29 protein-coding genes are annotated in these 24978 nt (G+C 68.4%); 10 read left to right on the top strand and 19 right to left on the bottom strand.

All coding sequences use genetic code 11. From position 1 onward, the window contains the following. Positions 1-148 precede the first annotated feature (148 nt). Complete coding sequence (locus tag AC2EWF_RS03845; protein WP_483638025.1) at positions 149-670, top strand: 3-hydroxyanthranilate 3,4-dioxygenase; 522 nt, start codon at positions 149-151, stop codon at positions 668-670. Here the strand turns inward: AC2EWF_RS03845 and AC2EWF_RS03840 are convergent. Further along, positions 661-1212 (bottom strand): NUDIX hydrolase, encoded by a 552-nt coding sequence (locus AC2EWF_RS03840; RefSeq protein ID WP_483638024.1) that lies wholly within the window; start codon positions 1210-1212, stop codon positions 661-663. The two genes, AC2EWF_RS03845 and AC2EWF_RS03840, sit on opposite strands and share 10 nt — an antisense overlap. Positions 1213-1374: 162 nt before the next feature. Between AC2EWF_RS03840 and AC2EWF_RS03835 the strand changes: the two genes are divergently transcribed. Then, positions 1375-2859, top strand: a complete 1485-nt coding sequence (locus AC2EWF_RS03835) for an amino acid permease (protein ID WP_483638023.1) — start codon at positions 1375-1377, stop codon at positions 2857-2859. A 74-nt stretch (positions 2860-2933) separates the two neighbouring features. Then, a complete protein-coding gene (locus AC2EWF_RS03830; protein ID WP_483638022.1) occupies positions 2934-4388 on the top strand; it encodes an amino acid permease in 1455 nt (484 codons plus the stop codon). A gap of 434 nt (positions 4389-4822) precedes the next feature. Here the strand turns inward: AC2EWF_RS03830 and AC2EWF_RS03825 are convergent, their stop codons facing one another. Beyond that, the gene (locus AC2EWF_RS03825) at positions 4823-5155 is read right to left on the bottom strand and encodes a high-potential iron-sulfur protein (RefSeq protein ID WP_483638021.1); all 333 of its coding nucleotides are present in this window, start codon (positions 5153-5155) and stop codon (positions 4823-4825) included. A gap of 176 nt (positions 5156-5331) precedes the next feature. On the opposite strand from AC2EWF_RS03825, the gene AC2EWF_RS03820 reads away from it, so the two are divergent. The 4 genes from AC2EWF_RS03820 to AC2EWF_RS03805 all read left to right on the top strand — a co-directional run bounded on the left by AC2EWF_RS03820 (position 5332) and on the right by AC2EWF_RS03805 (position 8714). Further along, on the top strand, positions 5332-5976 hold the full coding sequence (locus AC2EWF_RS03820; protein ID WP_483638020.1) for a methylthioribulose 1-phosphate dehydratase: 645 nt from the start codon (positions 5332-5334) through the stop codon (positions 5974-5976). Positions 5977-6244: 268 nt separating this feature from the next. Next, positions 6245-6805 carry a 1,2-dihydroxy-3-keto-5-methylthiopentene dioxygenase gene (locus tag AC2EWF_RS03815; protein ID WP_483638019.1) on the top strand — a complete coding sequence of 187 codons (561 nt, stop codon included), beginning with the start codon at positions 6245-6247 and terminating at the stop codon, positions 6803-6805. A gap of 178 nt (positions 6806-6983) precedes the next feature. Continuing rightward, a complete protein-coding gene (mtnC, locus tag AC2EWF_RS03810; protein ID WP_483638018.1) occupies positions 6984-7670 on the top strand; it encodes an acireductone synthase in 687 nt (228 codons plus the stop codon). An 18-nt stretch (positions 7671-7688) separates the two neighbouring features. After that, a complete protein-coding gene (locus tag AC2EWF_RS03805) occupies positions 7689-8714 on the top strand; it encodes a C13 family peptidase (protein ID WP_483638017.1) in 1026 nt (341 codons plus the stop codon). Positions 8715-8943: 229 nt separating this feature from the next. On the opposite strand, the gene hisIE is transcribed toward AC2EWF_RS03805, so the two are convergent. The 17 genes from hisIE to AC2EWF_RS03720 form a co-directional block, all read right to left on the bottom strand. Beyond that, complete coding sequence (gene hisIE / locus AC2EWF_RS03800) at positions 8944-9570, bottom strand: bifunctional phosphoribosyl-AMP cyclohydrolase/phosphoribosyl-ATP diphosphatase HisIE (RefSeq protein WP_483638016.1); 627 nt, start codon at positions 9568-9570, stop codon at positions 8944-8946. Positions 9571-9653: 83 nt separating this feature from the next. Further along, the gene (gene hisF / locus AC2EWF_RS03795; protein WP_483638015.1) at positions 9654-10427 is read right to left on the bottom strand and encodes an imidazole glycerol phosphate synthase subunit HisF; all 774 of its coding nucleotides are present in this window, start codon (positions 10425-10427) and stop codon (positions 9654-9656) included. Continuing rightward, positions 10421-11149 (bottom strand): 1-(5-phosphoribosyl)-5-[(5-phosphoribosylamino)methylideneamino]imidazole-4-carboxamide isomerase, encoded by a 729-nt coding sequence (gene hisA, locus AC2EWF_RS03790; RefSeq protein ID WP_483638014.1) that lies wholly within the window; start codon positions 11147-11149, stop codon positions 10421-10423. Before hisA ends, hisF begins: the two co-directional genes overlap by 7 nt. 10 nt (positions 11150-11159) lie before the next feature. After that, positions 11160-11750: an imidazole glycerol phosphate synthase subunit HisH gene (gene hisH, locus AC2EWF_RS03785; RefSeq protein ID WP_483638013.1), complete on the bottom strand. Its 591-nt coding sequence runs from the start codon at positions 11748-11750 to the stop codon at positions 11160-11162. Positions 11751-11862: 112 nt separating this feature from the next. Next, the gene (gene hisB / locus AC2EWF_RS03780) at positions 11863-12930 is read right to left on the bottom strand and encodes a bifunctional histidinol-phosphatase/imidazoleglycerol-phosphate dehydratase HisB (RefSeq protein WP_483638012.1); all 1068 of its coding nucleotides are present in this window, start codon (positions 12928-12930) and stop codon (positions 11863-11865) included. Continuing rightward, positions 12927-14003 carry a histidinol-phosphate transaminase gene (gene hisC, locus AC2EWF_RS03775; protein ID WP_483638011.1) on the bottom strand — a complete coding sequence of 359 codons (1077 nt, stop codon included), beginning with the start codon at positions 14001-14003 and terminating at the stop codon, positions 12927-12929. The genes hisB and hisC overlap by 4 nt, the downstream gene beginning before the upstream one ends. Further along, on the bottom strand, positions 14000-15307 hold the full coding sequence (gene hisD, locus AC2EWF_RS03770; protein WP_483638010.1) for a histidinol dehydrogenase: 1308 nt from the start codon (positions 15305-15307) through the stop codon (positions 14000-14002). Before hisD ends, hisC begins: the two co-directional genes overlap by 4 nt. A gap of 13 nt (positions 15308-15320) precedes the next feature. Next, the gene (gene hisG / locus AC2EWF_RS03765; RefSeq protein ID WP_483638009.1) at positions 15321-16214 is read right to left on the bottom strand and encodes an ATP phosphoribosyltransferase; all 894 of its coding nucleotides are present in this window, start codon (positions 16212-16214) and stop codon (positions 15321-15323) included. After that, positions 16211-16546: a YerC/YecD family TrpR-related protein gene (locus tag AC2EWF_RS03760; RefSeq protein ID WP_483638008.1), complete on the bottom strand. Its 336-nt coding sequence runs from the start codon at positions 16544-16546 to the stop codon at positions 16211-16213. Before AC2EWF_RS03760 ends, hisG begins: the two co-directional genes overlap by 4 nt. A 328-nt stretch (positions 16547-16874) precedes the next feature. Next, on the bottom strand, positions 16875-17036 hold the full coding sequence (locus tag AC2EWF_RS03755) for a 30S ribosomal protein THX (protein ID WP_077483554.1): 162 nt from the start codon (positions 17034-17036) through the stop codon (positions 16875-16877). Positions 17037-17111: 75 nt separating this feature from the next. Then, positions 17112-18077 (bottom strand): cation diffusion facilitator family transporter, encoded by a 966-nt coding sequence (locus tag AC2EWF_RS03750; protein ID WP_483638007.1) that lies wholly within the window; start codon positions 18075-18077, stop codon positions 17112-17114. Between the two features lie 62 nt (positions 18078-18139). Beyond that, positions 18140-18817: an SDR family oxidoreductase gene (locus AC2EWF_RS03745; protein WP_483638006.1), complete on the bottom strand. Its 678-nt coding sequence runs from the start codon at positions 18815-18817 to the stop codon at positions 18140-18142. Positions 18818-18847: 30 nt separating this feature from the next. Beyond that, on the bottom strand, positions 18848-19351 hold the full coding sequence (locus tag AC2EWF_RS03740) for a MerC domain-containing protein (RefSeq protein WP_483638005.1): 504 nt from the start codon (positions 19349-19351) through the stop codon (positions 18848-18850). A gap of 67 nt (positions 19352-19418) precedes the next feature. After that, positions 19419-19931, bottom strand: coding sequence for a transcriptional repressor (locus AC2EWF_RS03735; protein ID WP_483638004.1), 513 nt, complete (start codon positions 19929-19931; stop codon positions 19419-19421). Between the two features lie 36 nt (positions 19932-19967). Beyond that, positions 19968-20246: a hypothetical protein gene (locus AC2EWF_RS03730; RefSeq protein WP_483638003.1), complete on the bottom strand. Its 279-nt coding sequence runs from the start codon at positions 20244-20246 to the stop codon at positions 19968-19970. Between the two features lie 25 nt (positions 20247-20271). Further along, positions 20272-21672: a glutamate--tRNA ligase gene (gene gltX, locus AC2EWF_RS03725; RefSeq protein WP_483638002.1), complete on the bottom strand. Its 1401-nt coding sequence runs from the start codon at positions 21670-21672 to the stop codon at positions 20272-20274. Positions 21673-21726: 54 nt separating this feature from the next. Continuing rightward, positions 21727-22041, bottom strand: coding sequence for a hypothetical protein (locus tag AC2EWF_RS03720; protein WP_483638001.1), 315 nt, complete (start codon positions 22039-22041; stop codon positions 21727-21729). 96 nt (positions 22042-22137) lie between these two features. On the opposite strand from AC2EWF_RS03720, the gene AC2EWF_RS03715 reads away from it, so the two are divergent. The 3 genes from AC2EWF_RS03715 (at position 22138) to AC2EWF_RS03705 (ending at position 24830) form a co-directional block, all read left to right on the top strand. Further along, positions 22138-22926, top strand: coding sequence for a transporter (locus AC2EWF_RS03715; protein ID WP_483638000.1), 789 nt, complete (start codon positions 22138-22140; stop codon positions 22924-22926). A 217-nt stretch (positions 22927-23143) separates the two neighbouring features. Next, positions 23144-24304 (top strand): glycosyltransferase family 4 protein, encoded by a 1161-nt coding sequence (locus AC2EWF_RS03710; protein ID WP_483637999.1) that lies wholly within the window; start codon positions 23144-23146, stop codon positions 24302-24304. Further along, positions 24273-24830, top strand: coding sequence for a phosphatase PAP2 family protein (locus AC2EWF_RS03705; protein WP_483637998.1), 558 nt, complete (start codon positions 24273-24275; stop codon positions 24828-24830). Before AC2EWF_RS03710 ends, AC2EWF_RS03705 begins: the two co-directional genes overlap by 32 nt. Positions 24831-24978: the final 148 nt, after the last annotated feature.

Here is a 24978-nt window from a genome sequence, read left to right as displayed (position 1 = left end):
GAGGCGCCACTCTAGGGTTGGCCGACCCGCCCGACTAGGCCGCAGCGGGACCGCAGGCGGACCAATCCGGCCACGGTTTCGCCCCGATAGACATTTATCTCCCCGTGCGGCGGCGCTAACGTAGTGTGGTCTTCCACGGACAACCCCCATGGCCCTCACCCCGCCCTTCGACCTGCAACGCTGGATAGACGAGCATCGCCACCTGCTGAAGCCGCCGGTGGGCAACAAGTGCATCGTCGATGGCGCCTTCATCGTGATGATCGTGGGCGGCCCCAACGCGCGCACCGACTACCACTGGGAGGAGGGACCGGAGTTCTTCTACCAGCTCGAAGGCGAGATGGTGCTGAAGGTGCAGGACGAGGGAGTGGCGCGCGACCTGCCCATGCGCGCCGGCGAGATGTTCTACCTGCCGCCGCGCGTGCCGCACTCGCCGCAGCGCATGGCCGACTCCATCGGCCTGGTGATCGAGCGCCGCCGCCTGCCGCACGAGAAGGACGGCCTGCTGTGGTTCTGCGAGTGCTGCAACCACAAGCTGTACGAGGAATATTTCACGCTGGACAGCATCGAGCGCGATTTCCCGCCGGTGTTCGAACGCTTCTACCGCTCACGCGAGGCGCGCACCTGCCGGAGCTGCGGCCATCTCAATCCGGCGCCGGAACGTTACGCCTGACGCTGCAGCCACTTTCTCGCCATGCGCCGCAGCGAGGCGTCCGCCTGCGGATCGATGGCGATCTCGCGCACCGGCATCCACGCCAGCGCCAGTGACTCCGCGCTGATCGCGAAATCCTCGTTGCCGGTGGCGCGCACGACGTGGCGCACGTCGTAATGCCAGTGCTCGGCTTCCTCGCCGCGCGCCGGGATGCGGTGGGCGTCGAGGTCGAAGATCGCGGGCTCGACCACCAGGCCGTCCAGGCCGGACTCCTCCTCCGCCTCACGCAGCGCCACGCGCGCGAGGTTGGCGTCGCCGTCGGCATGGCCGCCCAGTTGCAGCCAGCGCCGCAGCTTGCGATGGTGGGTGAGCAGCACGCGCTCGCCGTCCGCGCTCACCAGCCACGCCGAGCCGGTGAAGTGCCCAACGGCATGGTGGCGCTCGAACACGGATGCGTTCGAGGCCAGGAATTGTTCGAAGTCGGCGACGACATCGCCCTCGTCGGGATGGCGCGCGAGGTAGTCGTCCAGGGCAGTGGCGAGGCGTGGGAAATAGGCTGGCATGACTTGTGGCAGGGGACGCGGAAAGCTGCGCGCATTCTAGCTGCATCGCGTCTTGTACCCCTCAGGACGCTCCGCTATGGTTGGCCGTCCGTCGGCTCGTCGCGTCCCTCTTCGTCGCGTTTCCGTTCGAGCGTGACGTCGCTGTTTCCCGGGGAGCACCGCATGCTGTTCAAGCGCATCAAGCCGATCGACCAGATCATCGCCACGGCGGAAAAGAAAAGCCTCACCCGCCAGCTCGGCGCCTTCCAGCTCACCATGCTGGGCATCGGCGCGATCATCGGCACCGGCATCTTCGTGCTCACCGCCGAGGCGGGCCAAAAGGCCGGCCCCGGCATGATGATCGCGTTCGTGATCGCCGCGGTGGTCTGCGCCTTTGCCGCCCTGGCCTACGCCGAACTCGCCGCGATGGTGCCGGTGGCCGGCTCGGCCTACACCTACACGTACGGCGTGCTCGGCGAGGGAGTCGCATGGATCGTCGGCTGGGCCCTGGTGCTGGAGTACACCATCGCCGCCAGTACGGTGTGTGTGGGCTGGGCTGGCTATGTCAACAGCCTGCTCGCGAACCATGGGCTTGGCTTGCCGCACTTCCTGCAAGTAGGCCCGATGGACGGCGGCAGCTTCAACTTGCTGGCCTGCCTGATCGGCCTGGCGATCACCCTCCTGCTGGTGATCGGCACCTCGAAATCGGCCAAGGTCAATACCGTGCTGGTGCTGATCAAGATCGCCGCGCTGATCGCCTTCATCATCGTCGCGCTGCCGGCAGTAAACAACCAGAACTTTACGCCCTTCGTGCCGAACGGCTGGGGCAGCCCGATGGGCGGCATCGGTGTGCTGGGTGCGGCAGCCTCCATCGTGTTCGCCTACATCGGCTTCGACGCCATCTCCACCGCGGCCGAGGAAACCAGGAACCCGAACCGCAATATCCCAATCGCCCTGATCGGCTCGCTGGGCGTGTGTACCATCTTCTACCTGCTGGTGAGCTACGCCGCAGTCGGGTCAGTAGGCGCACAGCCGATGCTGGGGCCGGATGGCCTGGCGCTGGCGCCGGGCACCCCCGCGTTCGCTGCAGCCTGCAGCGGTTCGCAGGCGCTGGTATGCAGCAAGGATGCACTGGCCCATGTAGTGCAGTTGCTACACCATGACAACGTCGCCGCCTTCATCGCCTTCGCCGCCGGCATCGCGCTGCCGTCGGTGATCCTGACGATGACCTACGGCCAGACCCGCATCTTCTTCACCATGTCGCGCGACGGCCTGCTGCCGAGCAAGCTGGCGAAAATCCATCCGCGCTTCCACACGCCGCACATCATCACCCTGATCACCGGCACCTTCGTCTCGCTGTTCGGCGCGCTGTTCCCGGTGGGCATCCTTGCCGACATCACCAACTCGGGCACGCTGTTCGCGTTCATCATGGTGGCCGTGGGTGTGCTGATCCTTCGCCGCACCCAGCCCGACCGGCCGCGCCCGTTCCGCACCCCGCTGCCGTGGCTGGTGTGCCCGCTGGCGGTGATCGGCTGTCTGCTGCTGTTCCTCAACCTGTCGAAGGAAGCGAAGATCACGTTCTTCGTCTGGGGCGCGATCGGCCTGGCGGTGTACTACCTGTACGGTTATCGCAGGAGCCACCTGGCCCGTGGCGTCGAGGCGGACTGACCCCGCACCCGCCTACATCGATTGTCACGCTGCCGGCACGACCCTGTCGTGCCGGTTTCACGTCCGGAATACTCATGCTCAAGCAACTGCTCGCCCGCAAGACCGCCTTCGGCGCCGACGCCGCCCACGGCATCGCCCTGCAACGCACGCTAGGCCCCTGGGGACTGACCGCGCTGGGCATCGGCGCGGTGATCGGTGGCGGCATCTTCGTGATCACCGGCCAGGCGGCGGCCGAGCATGCGGGGCCGGCGATCGTCCTGTCGTTCATCATTGCGGCGGTCTGCTGCAGCTTCACCGCGCTGTGCTACGCCGAGTTCGCCACCCTGATCCCGATGTCGGGCAGTTCGTATTCCTACGCCTACGCCACACTGGGCGAACTGGTGGCCTGGTTCATCGGCTGGAACATGGTGCTGGAATACGGTGTTTCCGCCTCGGCGGTGGCAGTGAGCTGGACCGGCTATTTCACCAGCCTGCTCGACAACATGGGGCTGCACCTGCCCGCGGTGCTGACCAATGCACCGCTGGCCTACCAGGACGGCCACCTCGTCGCCACCGGCGCACTGTTCAACTTCCCGGCGGTCGCGATCACCCTGCTGCTGACCTGGCTGTGCTACGTGGGCATCCGTGAATCCAGCGGCGCGAACCTGGCGATGGTGCTGCTTAAGGTCGGCCTGATCGTGATCGTGATCGTGGCCGGCTGGCAGTACGTGAACCCGGACCTGTGGCATCCGTTCATCCCGCCGCAGCAGGGCCCGGAGAAATACGGCTGGGCAGGCATCATGCGGGCCTCGACCCTGGTGTTCTTCGCCTACATCGGCTTCGAGGCCACCTCCACTGCGGCGCAGGAAGCGAAGAACCCGCAGCGCGACCTGCCGATCAGCACACTCGTCTCGCTGGCGATATGCACCGTGCTGTACATCGGCATGGCGGCCGTCATTACCGGCCTGATGCCGTTCGACCAGCTGGGCACCAGCGAACCGGTAGTCACCGCGGTGAGGGCGCACCCGCAGCTGAACTGGTTGCGCTGGGTGGTGGAGATCGGCGCGCTGATCGGCCTGTCCTCGGTGATCCTGGTGATGGTCATCGCGCAGCCGCGCATCTTCATGATCATGGGCAACGACGGCCTGCTGCCGCCGGTGTTCGCGAAGATCCACCCGCGCTACAAGACGCCACACATCAACACCGTGATCACCGGCATCGGTATCGCGGCGCTGGCAGCGGTGTTCCCGCTGGACGTACTCGGCGACCTCGTCTCGATGGGTACGCTGATCGCCTTTGTCGCGGTCTGCGCCGGCGTGCTGATCCTGCGCTACACCCGCCCCGACCTGCCGCGCACCTTCCGCGTGCCGTGGGCGCAGTTGATCTGCACGCTGGGCGTGCTCAGCTGCCTCGGCTTGCTGTACTGGGAAAACTGGTATCAGTGGCTGCTGATGGGTATCTGGACCGTGATCGGACTGGCGATCTATTTCGGCTACGGCTACCGACACAGCCGGCTGCGCCGCTCGCAGGCCGTCGCGCCCCCGGCCTGAGCATTCAACGTCGCCAAATTTCTCTGAAATTTGCTTATCTTCGGCCTTTTTGCACCAATTCAATGAATGGGTGCAACAGGCTGATATCTCTCCATGGCGGCCGATATAAAAGACGCAACTTGTTGTTTTTTAACGATTTAACGGAATATTTCCGAAAGAATCTCGACTGCCGACCGCCCATTTGGCCCGACGAGGGGTATCATCCCCAGTCCGAGGGTTGATCACTTGGCAGTGGGCCCCGGATCGCCGCCCGGCGCGTCAGGTGGGTAGCTCCTCAACCCGACGCGCCGGGCAGCACTTTTCCCGCAACGCCCCCCCACCGATGCCGCCCGCGCCGTGCGCGCGGTCGACTCGCGCCCGCGCAATGCACATGCGAAAAGGCCGGCAACCCGTGCCGGCCTTTTGTTTGCAGCGGCCGAAACGCGGCTGCGCGATCAGCCCGCCTTCGGCGAATGCGACACGCACCAGCCCTTCGCGTTGACAGATTTGCCGGGGAACAGCGCGCAAGGGCCGTAGCCGGTCGGGCCGCCGGAGTAGAACTGGCAGTTCGTGCAATTGTCCCCGGCCTTGTGCTTGGGGTTGGTGGTCTTGCTGGCGTCCTCCACGTAGCCCAGCGCCTTCGCGGTCGGATCCGCATCGGTCACGTGCGGCAGGTCGGCGGCACGCGCGAAACGCGGCAGGCCGCCCATCACCACCGCGGCAGCCGTGGTGCCGGCAGCCACCTTCAGGAAACGGCGACGCGATTCATTGTTTTCGTCATGCGACATTGGAAACCTCCGTCGTTGGGGAGAACCTCCGCCGCGTGCCGCGACGGAGCCGCCCGCCATGCTACGCCCACCACCGCAGGCGGGGCGCGAATGGCTCGCATTTGGACGGGACACGTTGCCACAGGGCAGCACGCCGCGCGTGGTATGATCGCCGACTCGTTTGGACGTCCATTTGCATGAGCCAGCAATTGCCCGATTCGATTCCGCCCGGACAGTTCGCCGCGTGCGCCGATACCATCGCCGGCGCCGCGCGCGAATTGGCGCTCGCCGGCTGGACGCCTGCCACCAGCAGCAACTTCTCCATGCGCATCGATGGCGGGTACGCCGCTATCACCATCTCCGGCCGCGACAAGGGCAAGCTGGGTCGCGACGACATCATGCTGGTGGATATGCAGGGCGTGGCCGTGGGTACCGATGCCCGCCCCAGTGCGGAGACCGCGCTGCACACCCAGATCTACCGCCACTGGCCCGGGGTGCAGGCCGTGCTGCACACCCATTCGCGCACGCAGAGCGTGGCTTCGCGGCTGTATGCGCGGGCCGGAGTGGTCCGCCTGGAGGGCTGGGAACTGCAGAAGGCGATCACCGGCCACACCACGCACGAAAGCGTGCTGGAGATCCCGGTGTTCCCCAACACCCAGCACATGCCCGAGCTGGTGGCGCACGTCGATGCGTGGCTGCATGCGGGCAAGCCGCTCGCGGCCTACCTGATCGACGGCCATGGCATCTACACCTGGGGCCGCGACATGGCCGAAGCGCGCCGCCACCTGGAAGCGCTGGAATTCCTGCTGGGCTGCGAACTGGATCTGAGAGTCTATTCATGACCTCCAAACGCCCCGCGTTGCCATCGAATGGCCGCGAGGCGGCAGTGCGTGGCGCAGCGCCTGCCTGGATGGCAGGTCAAGCCGCGCGCTGTTGCATGACGGCCATTCGATGGCAATCCGAAGGGCCGGGTCTGTTTGCCTGCATGCTTGCGTCATCACTCGGTCGTGGACGGACGTCCACTCCCTCGTTTTTCCTTGGCCTGCGTGCAAACAGCTCCCGGCGCGGGGCGCTTGAAGGCCATGAACAGACTCTTAGGAGACTCAACGCATGAGCCGTCTGCGCATCTTCGACGAAAACCACCCCGAGGCGCCGCTGTCTGTCCACGCCGAGCATGCGGCCATCGCCCACGAGTTGGGCAAGGTCGGCGTGCGTTTCGAGCAGTGGGCCGCAAGCCAGCCGATCGCGCCCGGCGCCAGCCAGGACGAGGTGATCGCCGCATACCGCGGCGACATCGACCGCCTGATGCGCGAGGAAGGCTACCAGTCGGTGGACGTGATCAGCCTGAGGCCGGATCATCCGGACCGCGCCGCGCTGCGCCAGAAGTTCCTGAACGAGCACACCCACAGCGAGGATGAGGTGCGCTTCTTCGTGGCCGGCGCGGGCCAGTTCACCCTGCACCTCGAGGGCAAGGTCTTCGACGTGCTGTGCGAAGCCGGCGACCTGATCGGCGTCCCGGACGGCACCCGCCACTGGTTCGACATGAGCGAGGCGCCGTATTTCGTGGCGATCCGCCTGTTCACCAACAAGGACGGCTGGGTGGCGAACTTCACCGGCAGCGACATCGCGCAGGCGTTCCCGCGCATGGAGCCGCTCGCCTCCCGCGCCTGACTCCCTCTCTCCGGCTCGCGGGAAGGCGGGTCGCAGCCGGCCACCAGGTCCAACGACCGCGCCCCTCCCGCACCGGTCCCCTTTCCTGCAAGCAACCGATCCCCTTCCCTGCAAGCGGGAGAGGGAGGCAGGCCCAAGGCCGGATAAACTGGCCAACCCGTCACACGTTTCCACGGCCATGTCCGAAATCCGCGCCATCGTCACCGACATCGAAGGCACCACCAGCTCGATCAGCTTCGTCAAGGACGTGCTGTTCCCCCATGCGCGCAAGCGCCTGCCGGCCTTAATCGAGACCCATGCCGATCAGCCGGAGGTGCAGCACTGGCTGCGCGAAGCGGCGAAGGAGGCCGGCTACATCGAGGCCTCGCGGCAGGAAGTGATCGAACTGTTGCTGCGCTGGATCGACGAGGATCGCAAGTCCACCGCGCTGAAGGCGCTGCAGGGCATGATCTGGCGGGAAGGCTACGAGGCCGGCGACTACCGCGCCCACGTCTATCCCGAAGTGGCGGCGCGACTGCGCGCATGGCGCGCCGAAGGGCTTCGGCTGTACATATACTCCTCCGGCTCGGTGCCCGCGCAGCGGCTGTTTTTCCGCCACAGCGAAGCAGGCGACCTCACGCCGCTGTTCGCCGGTTATTTCGATACCGAGACCGGACCCAAGCGCGAACAGGCCTCCTACGAAAAGATCGCCGCAGCGATCGGGGAGCAGCCCAGGCACCTGCTGTTCCTTTCCGACATCGTCGAGGAACTGGACGCCGCCCGGGCCGCAGGCTTCCGCACCGGCTGGCTGTTGCGCCCGCCGCAGTCGCTGCCGGCACGGCCGCGCCACCCTGCCTACGCCGATTTCGACGCCATTACGCCCTGAGCCTCAGCGAGCCGCCGCATGCGCACCACCCTGATCGCCCTGCTTGCCTTCGCCGCCGGCGTACTGCTGATGCTGTGGCTGCCCGGTCGCGCATCGGCACCGGCCAAAGCCGCCACCGGCGCCGTCGCCGCGGCAACCGCCAGCAGCTCCACGGCCAGCCCCCTCGCCGACGGCGGCGACGACAGCGACGGCGGCACCAACTGGCCGGACCAGGGCCCCACGCCCGAACAGGTGCTGTACGACCAGCCGCAACTGCTGCACGACGCCATGGCGAAGCTCGGCCCACGCGTACCGGGCAAGCCCAACCTGTACCTGGTCGCCTTCGCTGGCGACGGCAGCGAGGACGTGTTCCGCAACGAAGCCGAGTACGCGGCCCGGATGTTCCGCCGGCGCTTCGGCGCCAGCGCCCACGCCCTGGTGCTGGAGAACAACCCCGCCTCGCTCGCCACGCACCCGCTAGCCAGCTGGAGCAACCTAGAAGGCACCCTGGACGGCCTTGCCAAGGTGATGCAGCCCGATGACATCCTGATGCTCTACCTGGCCACCCACGGCAGCGAAGACCACGAACTGCTGGTGGACATGGATCCCCTGCCGCTGGACCAGATCGGCGCGCAGGATCTGGCCGGCATTCTCAAGGAACACCCGTTCAGGTGGAAAGTGGTGGTGGTCAACGCCTGCTACTCCGGCGGCTTCATTCCGCCGCTGGCCGGCGACGACACCCTGGTGCTGACCGCAGCGCGCAGCGACCGCAGTTCGTTCGGCTGCGGGAGCGAATCCGAGCTCACCTATTTCGGCCACGCCTGGCTGGTCGACGCGCTGAACCGCACCGACAACTTCGTGGATGCGTTCGCCCAGGCCAGGGCCGAGATCGCGCAATGGGAGCGGCGCGACAAGCTGACGCCCTCGGAACCGCAGAGCTACGTCGGCAAGGGCATCGAGGCGCAACTGGATGCGTGGCGCAAGGGCGTCACGTCGGGACCGGCCCTTTCGTTCGCGCCGGCAGCGCCCGCGCCGGCCACCAGCGCCGCCGCGGCGACGTACTGAGAGCCTGTTCAACGTCTCCGCGTAGCTCGCGTTGCCCTCGAATGGCCGGGTCTGTTTGCCCACATCCCAGTGTGATCACTCGGTCGTGGACGGACGTCCACTCCTCGCTCCTCAAAGCCGAGTCCATCCATGGACTTTCCCCGCGTGCCCTCCTTCTTCCTTGGTCTGCGCGCAAACAGCTCCCGGCGCGGGCCACTCGGAGACACTGAACAGGCTCTAAGGCCCGCGATCACCGTTCGGCGTGCCGCTTCGCCAGCACCGCCACGGCATCGGCCAGCGACAATCCGCGGGCACGCAGCAGCACGGTGAAGTGGAACAGGAGATCCGCCGCCTCACCCAGCAGTTCCTCGTCGCCCTGCGCCAGGGCGGCGAGCGCGCTCTCCACGCCCTCCTCGCCCACCTTCTGCGCGATGCGGCGCGTGCCCGCCTCGAACAGCCTGGTGGTGTAGCTGCCCTGCGGGCGCTCGGCGTGGCGCCGCGCCACCAGCGCATCGAGCTCGGCGAGGAAGCCCAGCGGAGGGCGCACGTCCGTGCCGAAGCAGCTGGACGTGCCCAGGTGGCAAGTCGGCCCCTGCGGCTCGGCCTGCACCAGCAAGGTGTCGGCGTCGCAGTCGACGCGGATGGATTTCAACGCCAGCACGTGGCCTGAGCTCTCGCCTTTCATCCACAGCCGCTGCTTGCCGCGGCTCCAGAACGTGACCTTGCCGGTGGCCTGAGTGGCGGCCAGTGCCTCGGCGTTCATGTAACCCAGCATCAGCACTTCGCCCGTCAACCAGTGCTGCACGACGACCGGCAGCAGGCCGCCACCCTTGGCCCAGTCGAGACGGGAAAGATCGGAAGGATTGCCACCAGTCATCGGAACACCTGCTGCCGGCGCATGCCGGGACATGCTCGTAAATTCGGTTTTCCCGTCGTTCCGGCGCGCGCCGGAATGCCGGGTCAGGGAGTACGTACCGCGACGCCCCGCGCCTGCAAGTATCGCTTGAGTACAGGAATCGCGATCGCGCCGGAATGGAACACGCTGGCCGCCAGCGCGCCGTCCACGTCGGCGTCGGCGAAGGCGTCGCGGAAATGCTCCGGTTCGCCCGCGCCGCCGGAAGCGACCAGCGGCACCCGGCAGATCGCCCGCACGGCCTTGAGCTGTTCGATGTCGTACCCCTGCCGCACGCCGTCGCTGCCCATGCAGTTGAGCACGATCTCGCCGGCGCCGCGCCGCTGCGCCTCGGCCGCCCAGTCGAGCGTGCGGCGTGCCAGTGCGCGCGTCTTCGTGGGGTCGCCGGTGTACTGGCGCACGCGCCATTCGCCATCGGCGTCGCGCAGCGAATCCACTCCCACCACCACGCACTGCACGCCGAAGGCGGCGGCCAGTTCGTCGATCAGTTCCGGCCGTTCCAGCGCCGGCGAATTCACCGATACCTTGTCCGCACCGGCGTGCAACACGGCGCGCGCCTCGTTCACCGAGCGGATGCCGCCGGCCACGCAGAACGGGATGTCGATCACCCGCGCCACCTTCTCCACCCAGCCGCGGTCCACGCTGCGCCCCTCGGGGCTGGCGGTGATGTCGTAGAACACCAGTTCGTCGGCGCCTTCGTCGCGGTAACGCAGCGCGAGGTCCACGATGCCGCCCATCGCCACGTGGTCGCGGAACCGCACGCCCTTGACCACCTGGCCGTCGCGCACGTCGAGGCAGGGGATAATGCGCCGGCTCAGCATGCCAGCGCTTCCGCTAGGCTGAAACGACCTTCCAGCAGCGCACGTCCGAGGATCACCCCCCGCGCGCGCGCCTCGCGTGCCGCGCGGATGTCTTCCAGCGAACGCACGCCGCCGGAAGCCTGCACGGCCAGTTGCGGCGCGGCTTCCGCAAGGTGGCGGTACAGCTCGAGGTTGAAGCCGGCCAGCATGCCGTCGCGGTCGATGTCGGTGCACAGCAGGTGGCGCGCACCTTGTGCGGCGTACCACGGCGCCAGTTCATCCAGCGTGCGCGACTCGGCCTCCGTCCAGCCCGCGCTGGGCAGGCTCCAGCGGCCGTCGACGCGGCGGGTGTCGAGCGCCAGCGTGAGGCGTTCGGCGCCATGTTCGCGCAACCAGCCAGCCACGCGTTCGGGATCGCGGATCGCCACGCTGCCCACCACCACGCGGCTCACACCGGCCTCGAACAGCCGCTGCAGGTCGGCATCCTCGCGCACGCCGCCGCCGGCCTGCACCTGCATGCCGTCCCTGGCGATCGCCTCGATCACGCCCAGGTTGTCCAGCGTGCCGGAGCGAGCGCCGTCGAGATCGACCAGGTGCAGCCAGCGCGCGCCGGCCGCGGCGTAGCGTTGCGCCAGGGCGCGCGGATCGTCCGCGTAGGTTGTCTGCTGGGCGTAGTCGCCCTGCTTCAGGCGCACCACGCGGCCGCCGCGCAGGTCGATGGCGGGAATGACAGCAAAAGTCATACGGTGCTCGTCATAGCGCAAGGAAATTCCCGAGGAGCTTCGCGCCGACGGCGGCGGAGCGCTCGGGATGGAACTGCATGCCGTGGAAGTTGCCGCGCGCGACCACGGCGGAGAACGCATCGCCGTAGTCTGCGGTGGCCAGCGTCCACTCGCCCGTGGGCACCGCGTAGCTGTGCACGAAATACGCCTGCTCGCCCTCGCCCAGGCCGGCCAGCAGCGGATGTTCCCGCTGCACCGACAGCGGATTCCAGCCCATGTGCGGCACGCGCAGGCCGGGACGCTCGACGAAGCGACGTACCCTGGCCGGAATCAGGCCAAGGCACTCGGTATCGCCCTCCTCCGAATGCGCGCAGAGCAGCTGCATGCCCAAGCATACGCCCAGCACCGGCTGGGTCAGCGAGCGCAGCAGGTCGACCAGGTCCAGTTCGCGCAGGCGCGCCATACCCGGCCCGGCCGCACCCACGCCAGGCAGGATCACCTTGTCGGCGGCGCGGATCGCCGCCGCGTCCGAGGTCAGCGCCGCATCCGCGCCCAGGCGCTGCAAGGCATAGCGCACCGAGCCGATGTTGGTGCCGCCCGCATCGACCAGGACCACCGTCATGTGCATCCTCCACGCAGAAGCCCACCCTGCGCGCGATGGCTCTGGCGCTTGTCGAAGCATGAGCATTCGCGCACAAGGTGCGCTCCTGCACCCGGGCGTGTCGATTGCGGCATCACAGGCTCCCCTTGGTGCTGGGGAGTTCGTCGCCCTCGCGGCGGATCGCCTGGCGCAGCGTACGCGCCACCACCTTGAAGCAAGCCTCCACCATGTGGTGCGCGTTGTCGCCGCGCACCGCGAGATGCAGGTTCGCGCCCAGCGTCTCGCACAGCGAGCGGAAGAAGTGCGGCACCAGTTCGGTGGGCACCTCGCCCACGCGCTCGCGCGGGAAGCTGCCCTCGAACACGAAATACGGCCGGCCAGACAGGTCCAGCCGTGCCTCCGCCGCACTCTCGTCCATCGGCAGCGAGAAGCCGTAGCGGCCGATGCCGCGCTTGTCGCCCAACGCCTGCTTCAGCGCCTGGCCCAGCGCCAGGGCGCAGTCCTCGATGGTGTGGTGCTCGTCGATATGGGTATCGCCGTCGCAGGCCAGCTCCAGCGCGAAGCCGCCGTGCTTGCCGATCTGCTCCAGCATGTGGTCGAAAAAGCCGAGGCCGGTGTGCACCTTGGGCTCGGCGACCTTGTCGAGATCGACCCGCACGCTGATGCGGGTTTCCCGGGTGTTGCGCACCACCGCGGCAACGCGCGGCGCATCGAGCACCTGGTGCGCCAGCTCGTCCCAGGCCAGGCCTTGCGCCCCCACCCGGAAGCCACGCACGCCGAGGTTAGCGGCAAACCGGAGGTCGGTCTCGCGATCGCCCACCATCACCGAAGCGGCCCGGCTCCAGCCGTCGTCGGCGAGCCAGCCGCGCATCAGGCCGATGCCCGGCTTGCGCGTGTCGAGGCCCTCGTGCGGGAAGCTGCGGTCGATCAGCACCTCGCGGAAGCGGACGCCCTGCGAGGACAGGATGCGCATCAGCAGCTCGTGCGGGCCGGTGAAATGCGCCTCGGGAAAACCGTCCGTGCCCAGCCCGTCCTGGTTCGTCACCATCACCAGCTCGTAACCGGCGGCGACGAAGCGCTGCAAGGCAGCGATCACGCCTGGCAGCAGGGCCAGCTTCTCGTAGCTGTCGATCTGCTCGTCTGCCGGCTCCTCGATCAGGCAACCGTCACGGTCGACGAAAAGAATTCTCCGACGGGTCATGCCGCCCCCCGCGCAGCCATGGGAGTTGCCAGGGCGGCCAGCACCCGCTCGTTCTCCGCCGGCGTGCCGATCGTGATGCGCAGCGCATCGTCCAGGCCCGGATAGCGCCGCACGTCGCGCACCACGATGCCGGCCTCGTACAGGCGGCGATACGTGGCGCCGGCATCGTCGAAACGCACGGCGAGGAAATTCGCCTGCGAAGGCAGCACGACGCGCACGCCAGGCAGGCGAGCCAGGGCCACGCGCATGCGCGCCCGCTCGGCACGCACGATGTCGATGTGCGCGCGTGCGTTCGCTTGCCCCCAACCCGACAGCGCAAGCAGGGCCGCGTTCACGCTGGGCAGCGGCAGCGGATACGGCGGGATGATCTTGCGCAACAGGGCCACCACGTCCGGGTGCGCCAACAGGCAGCCGATGCGCGCACCGGCCAGCGCCCAGGCCTTGGACAGCGTGCGCAACACGGCGAGGTTATCGTGGCGGGCGAGCAGATCAACCAAGCTGCCCTCGTCGGCGAACTCCACGTAGGCCTCGTCCACCACCAACAGCGCGCGGCCGGCCAGCTCCCGCGCCAGCTTCTCGATGTCGGCGCGCGGCACCACGCTGCCGGCAGGGTTGTTCGGCGTGCAGACGAACACCAGCTTCACCGCGCTGGTCACTGCGGCCAGCGTGGCGTCCACGTCCAGCGTGAAGTCGCCGCGCAGCGGCGCCTCGACCACGCCCGCATCCTGGATGCGCGCGCATACCGCGTACATGCCGAAGGTGGGCGGCTGGATCAGGACCGCGTCGCGTCCGGCACGGCAGAACGCGCGCACCAGCAGGTCGATCGCCTCGTCGCTGCCGCGGCTCACCAGCAGTTGTTCGCGGCGCACGCCGTACAGGCGCGTCAGGGCGTCCACCAGGGCCGCCGGCTGCGGTTCCGGATAACGGTTGCAGCCGGTGCCGCCGTCGCCGGTGGGCTCCCATGCGGACTCGTTCGCGTTGAGCAGCAGCTCGCCGCCGCTGGCCTCCATGCGCGCCGAGGAATACGGCTGCAAGGCGCGGATCTCCGCCCGCGCGAGATCGAGCACACTCATGTCATTGACTCCAGTTCGGCCAGTCGCAGGGTCACCGCGCGGCGATGCGCCTCCAATTGCTCGGCGGCCGCCAGCGTGGCGGTGCACGGGCCGATGCCGCGCAAGCCGTCTGCGCTGAGCTCCTGCACGGTGATCTGTTTCTGATAGCTGGCCACCGACACGCCGCTGTAGCTGCGCGCATGGCCGTAGGTGGGCAGCACATGGTTGCTGCCGCTGCAGTAGTCGCCCACCGACTCCGGCGTCCACGCGCCGAGGAAGACCGAGCCGGCACTCTCGATGCCGTCGAGCAGGCGCCGCGGCGCCGTCACCTGCAGGATCAGGTGCTCGGGCGCGTAGCGGTTGCTCACCTCCACCGCCTGCGCCAGCGAAGCCACCGCGATGAGCCGGCTCTGCGCCAGCGCCTGTCGCGCGATCTCCGCACGCGGCAGTTCGGCACACTGCCGCTCGACCTCGCGCGCGACGCGATCCAGCAGGGCGGCCGAATCGCTGAGCAGGATCACCTGCGAATCCGGTCCGTGCTCGGCCTGCGACAGCAGATCGGCGGCGACGAAGGTGGGATTCGCCGCCACGTCGGCGATCACCAGTACCTCGGACGGCCCGGCCGGCATGTCGATCGCCGCGCCGTCGGGTTCGGACGACACCTGCAGCTTGGCCTCGGTGACCCAGGCGTTGCCAGGACCGAACAGCTTGTCGCACTTGGGCACGGAAGCCGTGCCGTACGCCATCGCCGCGATCGCCTGCGCGCCGCCCAGCTTGAACACCTTGTGCACGCCGACCAGACGCGCGGCATACAGCACCGCCGCATCGCAGCTTCCGTCGGCGCGCGCGGGCGAGCACAGCACCACCTCGCGGCAGCCGGCGATGCGCGCGGGAATGCCCAACATCAGGGAGGTGGACGGCAGCGGTGCGCTGCCCGCCGGCACGTACAAGCCTACGCGCTGGATCGGCCGCAGCATGCGCTCCACCCGCACCCCGGGCGCGGTATCCACACCCACCGGCTGCGGTGCGGTCGCGCGGTGGAAAGCCTCGATGCGCGCCGCGGCCTCGCGGATCGCCGCCTTCAGCGCGGGATCGAGCGCCACCTCGGCGGCTGCGAATTCGTCGGCGGCGACTTCGATCTCCGTCAAGGCGCAGCGGTCGTATTTCGCGCTCAGCTCGCACAAGGCCGCATCACCCCGTGCACGCACTTCCGCGATGATGCGGCCCACGCCTTCGCGCAGTTCCACCGCACGCGACTGCGCCGGGCGCGCCAGCGCCTCGCTGCGCCCTTGTTCGTCCAGCGCATTCCAGTCGATCCGTTTCATGCAAGCCAGCTCTTCATGCCAACATCTTCTCCACCGGCAGCACGAACATCTCGCGCGCGCCGGCCTTCTTGATCTCTTCCAGCTCGCGCCAGCTCACCTCGCCCGCGCACAGGGCCTGCAACATCAGCTGGTCCGGCTGGCCGGCCACGGGAAGCAGGGTCGGCTGCGGGCCGCCGGGCAGCAGCCGGATCACCGCATCGAGCGCAGCGCGCGGCGCCTGCAGCAGCAGCAGGCGCGACTCGCGCACCTGGATCACGCCGTCGAGCCGCTTCAGCAGCAGCTCGGCAAGGTCGCCGCGCTCGTCCGCCGGCAGCGCCTGCGGGCCGGCCAACACCGCTTCGCTCTCCAACAGCACGTCGACCTCGCGCAACTGGTTCGCCACGAGGGTGCCGCCGCTCTGCACCAGGTCGCAGATCGCGTCCGCGGTGCCCAGCTTCGGCGCGATCTCCACGGAGCCGGCCAGGGTCACCACGCCGGCGGCGACCCCACGCTCGCGCAGCCACGCGCCGAGCAGGCCGGGATACGAAGTGGCGATGCGCTGGCCGGACAGCTGCGCGGGCTCGCGGTAGTCGAATTCCTGCGGCACCGCGATCGAGAGCCGACAGCGCCCGAAGCCGAGCGGACGCAGCTCGGCCAGCGGCTCGCTCTCGCGGCCGGCGGTGACGCGGAACTCGTCGAGCACGTTGCGCCCCACGATGCCCAGCTCGCACACGCCCTGCGCGATCAGCCCCGGGATGTCGTCGTCCCGCACCAGCAGCAGATCCACCGGCTCGCCCTCGCCGAAGCAGAACAGCTTGTCGCGGCTTTGCCGGAAGGTAAGCCCGCAGCGCTTCAGCAGCTCCAGCGCCGGCTCGGTGAGCCGGCCGGACTTCTGCATGGCGATGCGCAGGCGGTCGCGCGGCTTCATGCGCGCACCTTCTTCGCCGCCGCGCGACGGCGCGAGGCACGCGCCGCGGCCGCCAGGTAGCCGCCATTGCCCTGGGTGAGGAAACGCGCCACCCGGCCTATCGTGGTGATGCTTACCGCGGTGCGCTCGTGGATCTCTCGGTAGGCCACGCCGTCGAGCAGGTACGGCACTACGCGCCAGCGGTCCACCAGCACTTCCAGCTCGGCCGGCGTGCACAGGTCGTGCAGGAAGGCAGCCATCTCGTCCGCGTCCTTCAGCGACAGCAGCGCCTGGCACAGGCTGAGCTCGGCCGACTCGATGGGCGTCTCGGGATCCAGCGATCGACGTTTCATAATGTATTAGCGCATTAGTACAATGGAACACATTGTAGGCAGCCCCGCCGGCCGGCGCAAGCGGCCGGCGCCGCGCCGCATTCAGCGCACCGTCACGGGCCGGCCACCGATCGGAGTGCCCGTCCGCTCAAGCGCGCACGAAGCCGCCGGAGACGCTCTCCGCCCGCGCGGTACCGAGGGACGAACCCCAGGAATGCCGGGCACAAAAAATCGCCCGGAGCGATTTTTGACATCGCATCGCGATGGCCCGAAGGGTGCCTGCCAGGGATGGCGGGCACAAAAAAACCCCGCCTGGGCGGGGTCTTTCGTGATGCATGGTAGCCGCGGATCAGGCCGACTTCTTCTTCGGCGCGGCCTTCTTCGCTGCCGCCGGCTTGGTCACGGTCGGCTTGGCGCCGACCACGGCCGGCTGAGCACCGTGCACGCGGGTGTTGCCGTAGCTGCCACGGTAGGTCTTGCCGCGGCGGGTCTTGCGATCGCCCTTGCCCATGGGAATCTCCTCAATGCGTGATGGCTGCCCATGATAGCAGCGCCGCCGGCGGCGCCATAGCGGGAAACGGCGAACTCAGCCTTGGCCGTGACCGCTGCAATTCCGTGGCTGGTCGAGGCAGGCCTCCGTATCGATCTGCACCGTGACGTGCCGTATGCCGAAACGCTCGCCCAGCAGGCGATGGATCGCCCGCAGCGCCTGCGTGGCGGCGGCCGGATCGTGCAGCTCGGCATGCAGGGTCGCCATGCGCGAACCGGAGGCCAGTTGCCATACATGCAGATGATGGATGCCGCGGATCGAGGCATCGGCACTGCCCAACGCAGCCTCCACCTCGCGAGTGTCCATGCCGTCCGGCACCCCTTCCAGCAGGATATGGGCGGAACGGTGCAGCAGTCGCCAGGCGCTGGCCAGGATCAGCACCGCCACCAGCAACGACAGCAGCGGGTCGGCCCACAGCCAGCCGAACCTCCGGATCGCCAGCGCGGCGAGCACTGCGGCCACCGAACCCAGCAGATCGCCCAGCACGTGCAGGCTGGCGGCAGCCATGTTCACGTCGTCGTGCGCGTGGCCGTGCAGGCTGCGCAATACCAGCAGGTTCACCAGCAAGCCGACGACGGCCACGGCCAGCATCAGGCCCGACAGAATCTCCCCCGGATGCAGCAGGCGCCGGACGGCTTCATACACCACCCAGGCCACGAGCACGAACTGACTGAGCGCGTTAACGAAGCCGACCAGCACCTCCATCCGTCCGTAGCCGTAGCTGCGCCGCGCGTCCGCCGGTCGCAGCGCCATGCGCGCACCGACGAAGGCCATCAGCAGCGCCAATGCGTCCACCATCATGTGGCCGCCATCGGTGAGCAGGGCCAGTGAGCCCGACCACAGGCCGCCAACCACCTCGGCCAGCATGGTCAGCGTGGTCAGGACGAAGGCAAGCAGCAGCTTGCGGCCGCGCATGCCGGCATGCGAAGCGTGATCGTGCCCCTGCGCATCTGCCGAATGCGGGTGCCCGTGACGGTGCGGATGGGGGTGTGTGGCGTTCATGCACTCATGCTAGGAAGCGCAAGCGGCGTTACACAATCACCGCGCGGGCTGCCGACGCTCGTTCACCAGGGTACGACCCGGCCAAAACGATCGAGATACTCCAGGCCGGGCGCGCCGCGCTTCGACATCAGCACGTCAACCAGCAGCGGCACGCTCTCGTCGAGCGTAAACGGCGCGTCCGGCCCGCCCAGGTCGGTGCGAATCCACCCCGGAGCGAGCACCACCATGGCCCGCGGATGCGCGCCTTCGCGCGCCGCGAAGCTGCGCATGAACATGTTCAGTGCGGCCTTGCTGCCGCGGTAGACCTCGCGCATCCCGGTTTCGTTGTTGGCGATGCTGCCCTGCCCGGACGACATGGCGCCGATCAGTCCATCCGCCGGCACGAGATCCTGCAGTGATTCGATCACGCGCATGGGGCTAAGCGCGTTCGTCACCATCACGCGGATGAACTCTTCCGTCGCCACGTCACCGACGCGCACACCCTGGTCACGCGTGGTCGTTCCCGCGTTGACGAACAAAATGTCGAGCGCCCTGCCGGCAAGGCGTCCGCGCAACGCGGCGATCTCGTCCGGCGCGTTGATGTCGAGCGTTTCGACCTCGACGCGGCCCGGGTGCCTGTCCGCCAGGTCATGCAGTGCGGTTCGAGGGCCCGCCCTGACCGTGCCGATGACGTTCCAATCCCGTCCCAGGAATTCGGCAGCCAGAGCAAGACCCAGCCCCCGCGAGGCGCCGACGATCATGGTCGTGGCAGCGGATGGCACGGATTGGTCTCAATGCGCGCACTGCGCGCCGTGGACGTGCGCCGCCGCATGGCCACGTCGGCGATCGATATACAGGTTCACGAAATGCGCCGACGCGACCAGCAGGCCGCCGCAGGTCACCAACGTGCTGTGCACGGCGATCGGATACGCCAGGCCCCAGGTGACGCCCAGCAGCAGCAGCGCCAGCCCCGGCAGCGCCAGCAGCAACGGCAACAGCCGGTGGTGCCGGCGATAGCCGCTGAGCAGCACGAACAGCGCCAGCGTGGCGGCGAACGTCACGAAGCCGCGCTCGAAGCGGTGCCCCGCCAGAAAGCCGAGGCCGAGCAGCGGCAGCACGGTCAGCACGAAGGGCAGCAGCGCGCAGTGGACCGCGCATAGGAACGAGGCCGTGGCCCCCACGCGATCAGCCAAGTGCCACCAGCGCGCGGATTTCGTCGCGTCGGCGACGGGCCCCATCGCCACGGGGTCCAGCAGCACCTGGTCGGCTTCGGCGGAGCTTGCGGTCCTGTCCATGCAGTCAATGTTACTTTATAACAATCACGCCACACAAGCGGCCGGGCTTCCCAGCGGCGGCGCCCGATCAGGACTTGCGGCAGCGCTTGCAGACACCGTGGACTTCCAGCGTCTGCGCCTGGGCGCGGAAGCCCAGCGCCTTGGCCTGCGCCTCGATCAGTTCCGCGACGCGTTCGTCGCAAACTTCCTCGGCACCGGAGCAGACATCGCAGATCAGGAACGGCACCTGGTGTGCCTCGGCCGGGTGATGGCAGGAGACGAAGGCGTTGATCGATTCCAGCTTGTGGATGAAGCCCTGCTCCAGCAGGAAATCCAGCGCGCGGTACACCGTGGGCGGTGCCGCGTTGCCATGCTTCTCGCGCAACTGGTCCAGCAGGTCGTAGGCCTTCACCGGCTTGGCCGCGGCAGCGACCAGCTCCAGCACTTCCATGCGCAGCGGGGTCAGGCGCAGGCCGCGCTCCTCGCTGACATGCGCCACCTCGCGCACGAAACCCTTCGCGTCATGATGGTGCGAATGATGGGCTTGCGGCTTGTGGGTGACGTCGTGTGCCAAGGTGCTCTCCTCGCGGGGATGATACATGCCCGCCGGCGGAAGATCGCAAGCCGGCCCGGTCCGTCAGCGCGGCAGTGGCGGCGGCACGGGACGTGCGCGGACACGCGTGCGCAGCCACAGCACGATCCAGCCGATGGGCCCCAGCACCCAGGCCCACGCGATGCCTTCCCAGAGGCGCCCACGCCACCAGCCCAGCAGCGCGCCCACCGCCACGAACAACAGGTTCCACCAAAACAGCGCGGCCCATGGCACCATCGCCCACAGGTTGAGGAAGACTCTCCAGAACGCTCCGGGAGCGTCCGGATCGACGCCCTGCAAGGCGCGGTTCAGCAACTCGTGCACGACGTCGCCCCGCCCGCCTGCGGCTTCAGCCGCGCGCCAGCACCAGCGCATGCTGGACGCGCTTCAACGCCTCGGCACGGCCGCACAGATAGATGGTGTGGTCGATCGACGGCGACACTTGGGTGCCGGTCATCGCCACGCGCAGCGGCTGGGCGACCTTGCCCATGCCCAGTTCAAGCTTCGCGGCCACTTGCTCGATCACGCCATGGATCGACTCCGGCTTCCAATCGACCTCGGCCAGCAGGTCCCCGGCTGCCTGCAGCACCGCGGCGGCGCCATCGTTCTTCAGGTGCTTGGCGACGGCCTTGTCGTCCCATTCCACGATGGGGCCGTACCAGAGCTTCGCGCGCTCGGCCATTTCCTTCAGGGTGTGCACGCGGTCGCGCAGCGCCACGATCACATCGGCTGGCGCAGGTCCCTTGGTCGCGTCGATGCCGGCGCGGGCCAGCTGCCATTCGAACTCGGGCGCCAGCGCGGCGGGATCGTCGGTCTTCAGGTAGTGCTGGTTCAGCCACTTGAGCTTCTCGGTATCGAAGCGCGAGGCGGCCTTGTTGACGTCGGCGACGTCGAACAGCGTGATCATCTCCTCGCGCGAGAAGATCTCCTGGTCGCCGTGCGACCAGCCCAGACGCACGAGATAGTTGAGGATCGCGTGCGGCAGGTAGCCCTCCTCGCGGTACTCCATCACGCTCACCGAATTGGTGCGCTTGGAGAGCTTCTTGCCCTCCTTGTCGAGGATCATCGGCAGGTGCGCGAATTCCGGCACCGGCTTGTCGAGGGCCTTGTAGATGTTGATCTGGCGCGGCGTGTTGTTGACGTGGTCGTCGCCACGGATCACCTCGGTGATGCCCATGTCGACGTCGTCCACCACCACCGCGAAGTTGTAGGTGGGCCAGCCGTCGGAACGGAAGATCACCAGGTCGTCCAGCTCGGCGTTGGACCACTCCACCCGGCCCTTCACCTTGTCCTCGAAAACCACCGAGCCTTCCAGCGGGTTCCTGAAGCGGATCACCCGGTTCGGATCGTCGCGGTACGGTTCGTTGCGGTCGCGGTAGAAGCCGTTGTAGCGGGGCTTCTCGCCCTTCGCCATCGCGGCTTCGCGCATTGCCTCGATCTCCTCCTTGCTCTCATAGGCGTAGTAGGCCTTGCCTTCGGCGAGCAGGCGTTCGGCCACTTCCTTGTAGCGGGCGAGACGATGCGTCTGGTAGACCGCAGCCCCATCGGCGGAGAGATCCAGCCAGGCCATCGCGTCGAGGATCGCCTGCACCGCCTCGTCGGTGGAGCGCTCGCGATCGGTGTCCTCGATCCGCAACAGGAACTCGCCCCCGCGCCGGCGCGCCTCCAGCCAGCAGTAGAGCGCGGTGCGCGCGCCGCCGATATGCAGGAATCCGGTGGGACTGGGGGCGAAGCGGGTGCGGACGGTCATCGGGACATGGCAACGATTGGAAACGCGCGATTCTACCCGATGGCCGCACGGCGTTTAGCGCCGGCCGAGGGCCTCGCAGGCCCAGCTTTCGCAGATTTCCGCGTTCGGTCCGGGGCCGGGCAAGCCGAGCCGGCGATAGGCCTGCCGCCCCCGGGACGGCGGCACGACCGCGGGCGCCTGGTCGTCGAACTGGATCCGCGGCAGACTGCCGTCACGCGCCGGCGCCGGCCGCAGCACAAACTTCAGCTCGAACAGATGTGAATGACGGCCCGCACCGGCGGACGGCTCCGGCGCGTCCTGCTGCATCGGCAGGCCGACCTGGGCAGCGCAGGGCATGGACAGGGCCAGGACAAACAGCATGCGCTTCACGGCGCGCCTCCGCGGGGACCGGATGGGCCGAGCCGCATAGTACGCTCGCGCGTGGTACCCGTCATGCCGACATCGCACCCACCACGGAACCCGGACATGAGATACCGACGATACGGCGACCGCTTGCAGTGTGCGCCTGCCGTGCTTGCGGCGCTGTTCGCGCTGGCGTTGCCGCATGCGGCCAGGGCCGACGACAACCCCGGTTATGACCGCCCCGGCCTCGGCTTCACGCCGGCCGTGCTCAAGGCCGGCGACCTCACCTGGGAACAGGGACTGCCCGACTGGAGTCGCGGCCGCGAGGCCGGCGTCACCAACGCTCAATACACCGCCGACGGCCTGTTGCGCGCAGGCCTGGGCGCCTCGCTGGAACTGCAGCTGGGCAGTGCGTGGAATAGCCTGCGCCAGAGCGGCGCAGGCACGGACCTTCGCAGCAACGGTCGCAGCGACAGCACACTGGGCGTGAAATTCGCGTTGCCCGCTTCCGGCGCCTTCAGCTGGGGCATGCTGGGCAGCGTGGAGTTCACCGACGGCGCACGTGCGTTCCGCAACCCACGGCGGCAATACCTGCTCGGCGCTGATTTCAACTGGCAATGGAATGCACGCAACACCGCGGCGCTGTACCTGCAGGACGTTCGGTCGGCCGGGCGCGACAGCAGGTTGCTGGCCTTGAATGACAGCTATGCGCTCACCCCCTCCCTGGGCGTCTATGCCGAAGCGGTGTTGTTGCAGGACGCCACGACCGGCCGCGGCAGCCTGGTCGGCGCCGGCGTTGCCTGGCTGGCCACGCCGCGCCTGCAACTGGACGCCAGTGCGCGTCATCACCTTTCCGGCCACACCGACGAATGGCAGGCCGGACTCGGCGTGTCGGTGTATTTCGGCCGCTGACCGCTGCAAGTGCGCGGCAGTCCGCCTGGACACCAGCGGCAGATCGAGTGATTGCCATCGTCCGGTTCCAGCCACAAGGCATGCGTGCCCGGCGGGGCCCCAGCTCCCGAGGCCGAGACGCCCGGGGCCAGCCACGTCATCGTCGCGTCACGCGGCAGCCACGCCTGCGCAAACCAGGGCCACGACACTGCACGCAATCCACGCGAGGGCCACCGTCATGCGTATCGGTATCGCCAGCGAGACCTGGCCACCGGAGATCAACGGCGTGGCGCTCACCGTGCACGGACTTGCCTCCGGACTCGCCGCGCGAGGCCATTCCATCGACGTGGTGCGGCCGCGCCAGGCGCGGCAAGGTGTGGCCGAACCGGGCTTCGACACCTTGTTCACGCGCGGCGTGGCGCTGCCGCGCTATCCCGGCCTGCGCTTCGGCCTGCCGGCCGGGCAGGCCCTGCGCGAACGCTGGACGCAACAACGTCCGGATGCGATCTACATCGCCACGGAGGGTCCGCTGGGGGTATCGGCGCTGCGCGCGGCCAACGCCTTGCGCATTCCGGTGGCGACCGGCTTCCACACACGCTTCGACAGCTATGCCAGCCACTACGGTCTGCGCTGGCTCACCCCGCTCGTACGGGGTCACCTGCGCCGCTTCCATCGTCGCGCCGGCGCCACGCTCGTGCCTACCGATGCGCTGGCGCAGGAACTCGCCGAACTCGGCGTGGACAACACCCGCCTGCTGCGCCGCGCGGTGGACACGCGACTGTTCCACCCCGGCCGGCGCGACCCGGCGCTGCGCGCGCAGTGGGGTGTCGATGCCGGCGCCCCGGTGATGCTTTACGTGGGCCGCATCGCGTCGGAAAAGAACCTCGAGCTGGCGGTGCAGTCCTTCCGCGCCGCGCAGCAGAACCTGCCCGCCATGCGCTACGTGTGGGTGGGCGACGGCCCGGCGCGCGCCGCGCTGCAGGACGCGAACCCGGATTTCGTCTTCGCCGGCACGCAACGCGGCGAGGCGCTGGCACGGCACATCGCCAGCGCGGACCTGTTCCCCTTTCCCAGCCTCAGCGAAACGTTCGGCAACGTGATCCTGGAGGCGCTGGCCAGCGGCCTGCCGGTGGTGGCGTATCGCGAAGGCGCGGCGCGCGAACACCTGCGCAGCAACTACAACGGCTATTGCATCGCCACCGGTGAGGCGGCCGCCTTCGTCGAGGCCACGGCCCGGCTGGCGGCCAACCCCGGCCTGATCCGCCACATGGGCCGGGCCGCGCACGAGAGCATGGCGCGGCTGTCGCCGGAAATGGTGATACGCGAATTCGAAACCCTGCTGCGCGAACTGGCCGAGGAGCGCGACCATGGGCACGATACAGTCGCCATCCATGCCTAGGAGCCTCGCGTTCGACCGCCGCGTCTGCATGGCGGCGAACCGCTGGGGCGCGCGCCGTGCGGTGGGCGTGTTCTTCGGCACGGTCAGCCGGCTCGGCAACGGCGTGTTCTGGTATGCGCTGATGCTGGCACTGGTCGCGCTGGATGGCTGGCGCGGCCTGCTCGCCGCCACACACATGGCCGCCACCGGCCTGGCCGCCCTGCTGCTCTACCGGCTGCTGAAGCGGCACACGCGCCGGCCACGCCCGTTCCGCGCCTGCCCAGGCGTGATCGCGCACGTGCCGCCGCTGGACGAGTTCAGCTTCCCGTCCGGCCATACCTTGCAGGCGGTGGGCTTCACCATCGTCGCGCTGGCCTGGTATCCGTTGCTGGCACCGCTGCTGCTGACGTTCACCACGCTGGTCGCCGCATCGCGCGTGATCCTGGGCCTGCACTACCCCAGCGACGTGCTGGCCGCGATCGGCATCGGCGGCTCCTTGGGGGCCGTATCGCTGTGGCTGCCACACGTCGTGACCGCAATCGCCTGAGCAACTCCTGCGCAAGCCGTCGCACTGCGCTGCACGCTCAAGCACTTGCGACACCTATCCACAGGCTGTGCCCATGCGCTTCCACAATCGCTGTGGAAAACGCGCGGCGCGCTGCGCAGAAAATCATCAATGCGTGCCAAGTGCTTGT

The sequence above is a fragment of the Rhodanobacter sp. sgz306013 genome (assembly GCF_057031145.1).
Note: the sequence above shows the minus strand (reverse complement) of the source record. Positions and strands in the feature narration are given on the sequence as shown.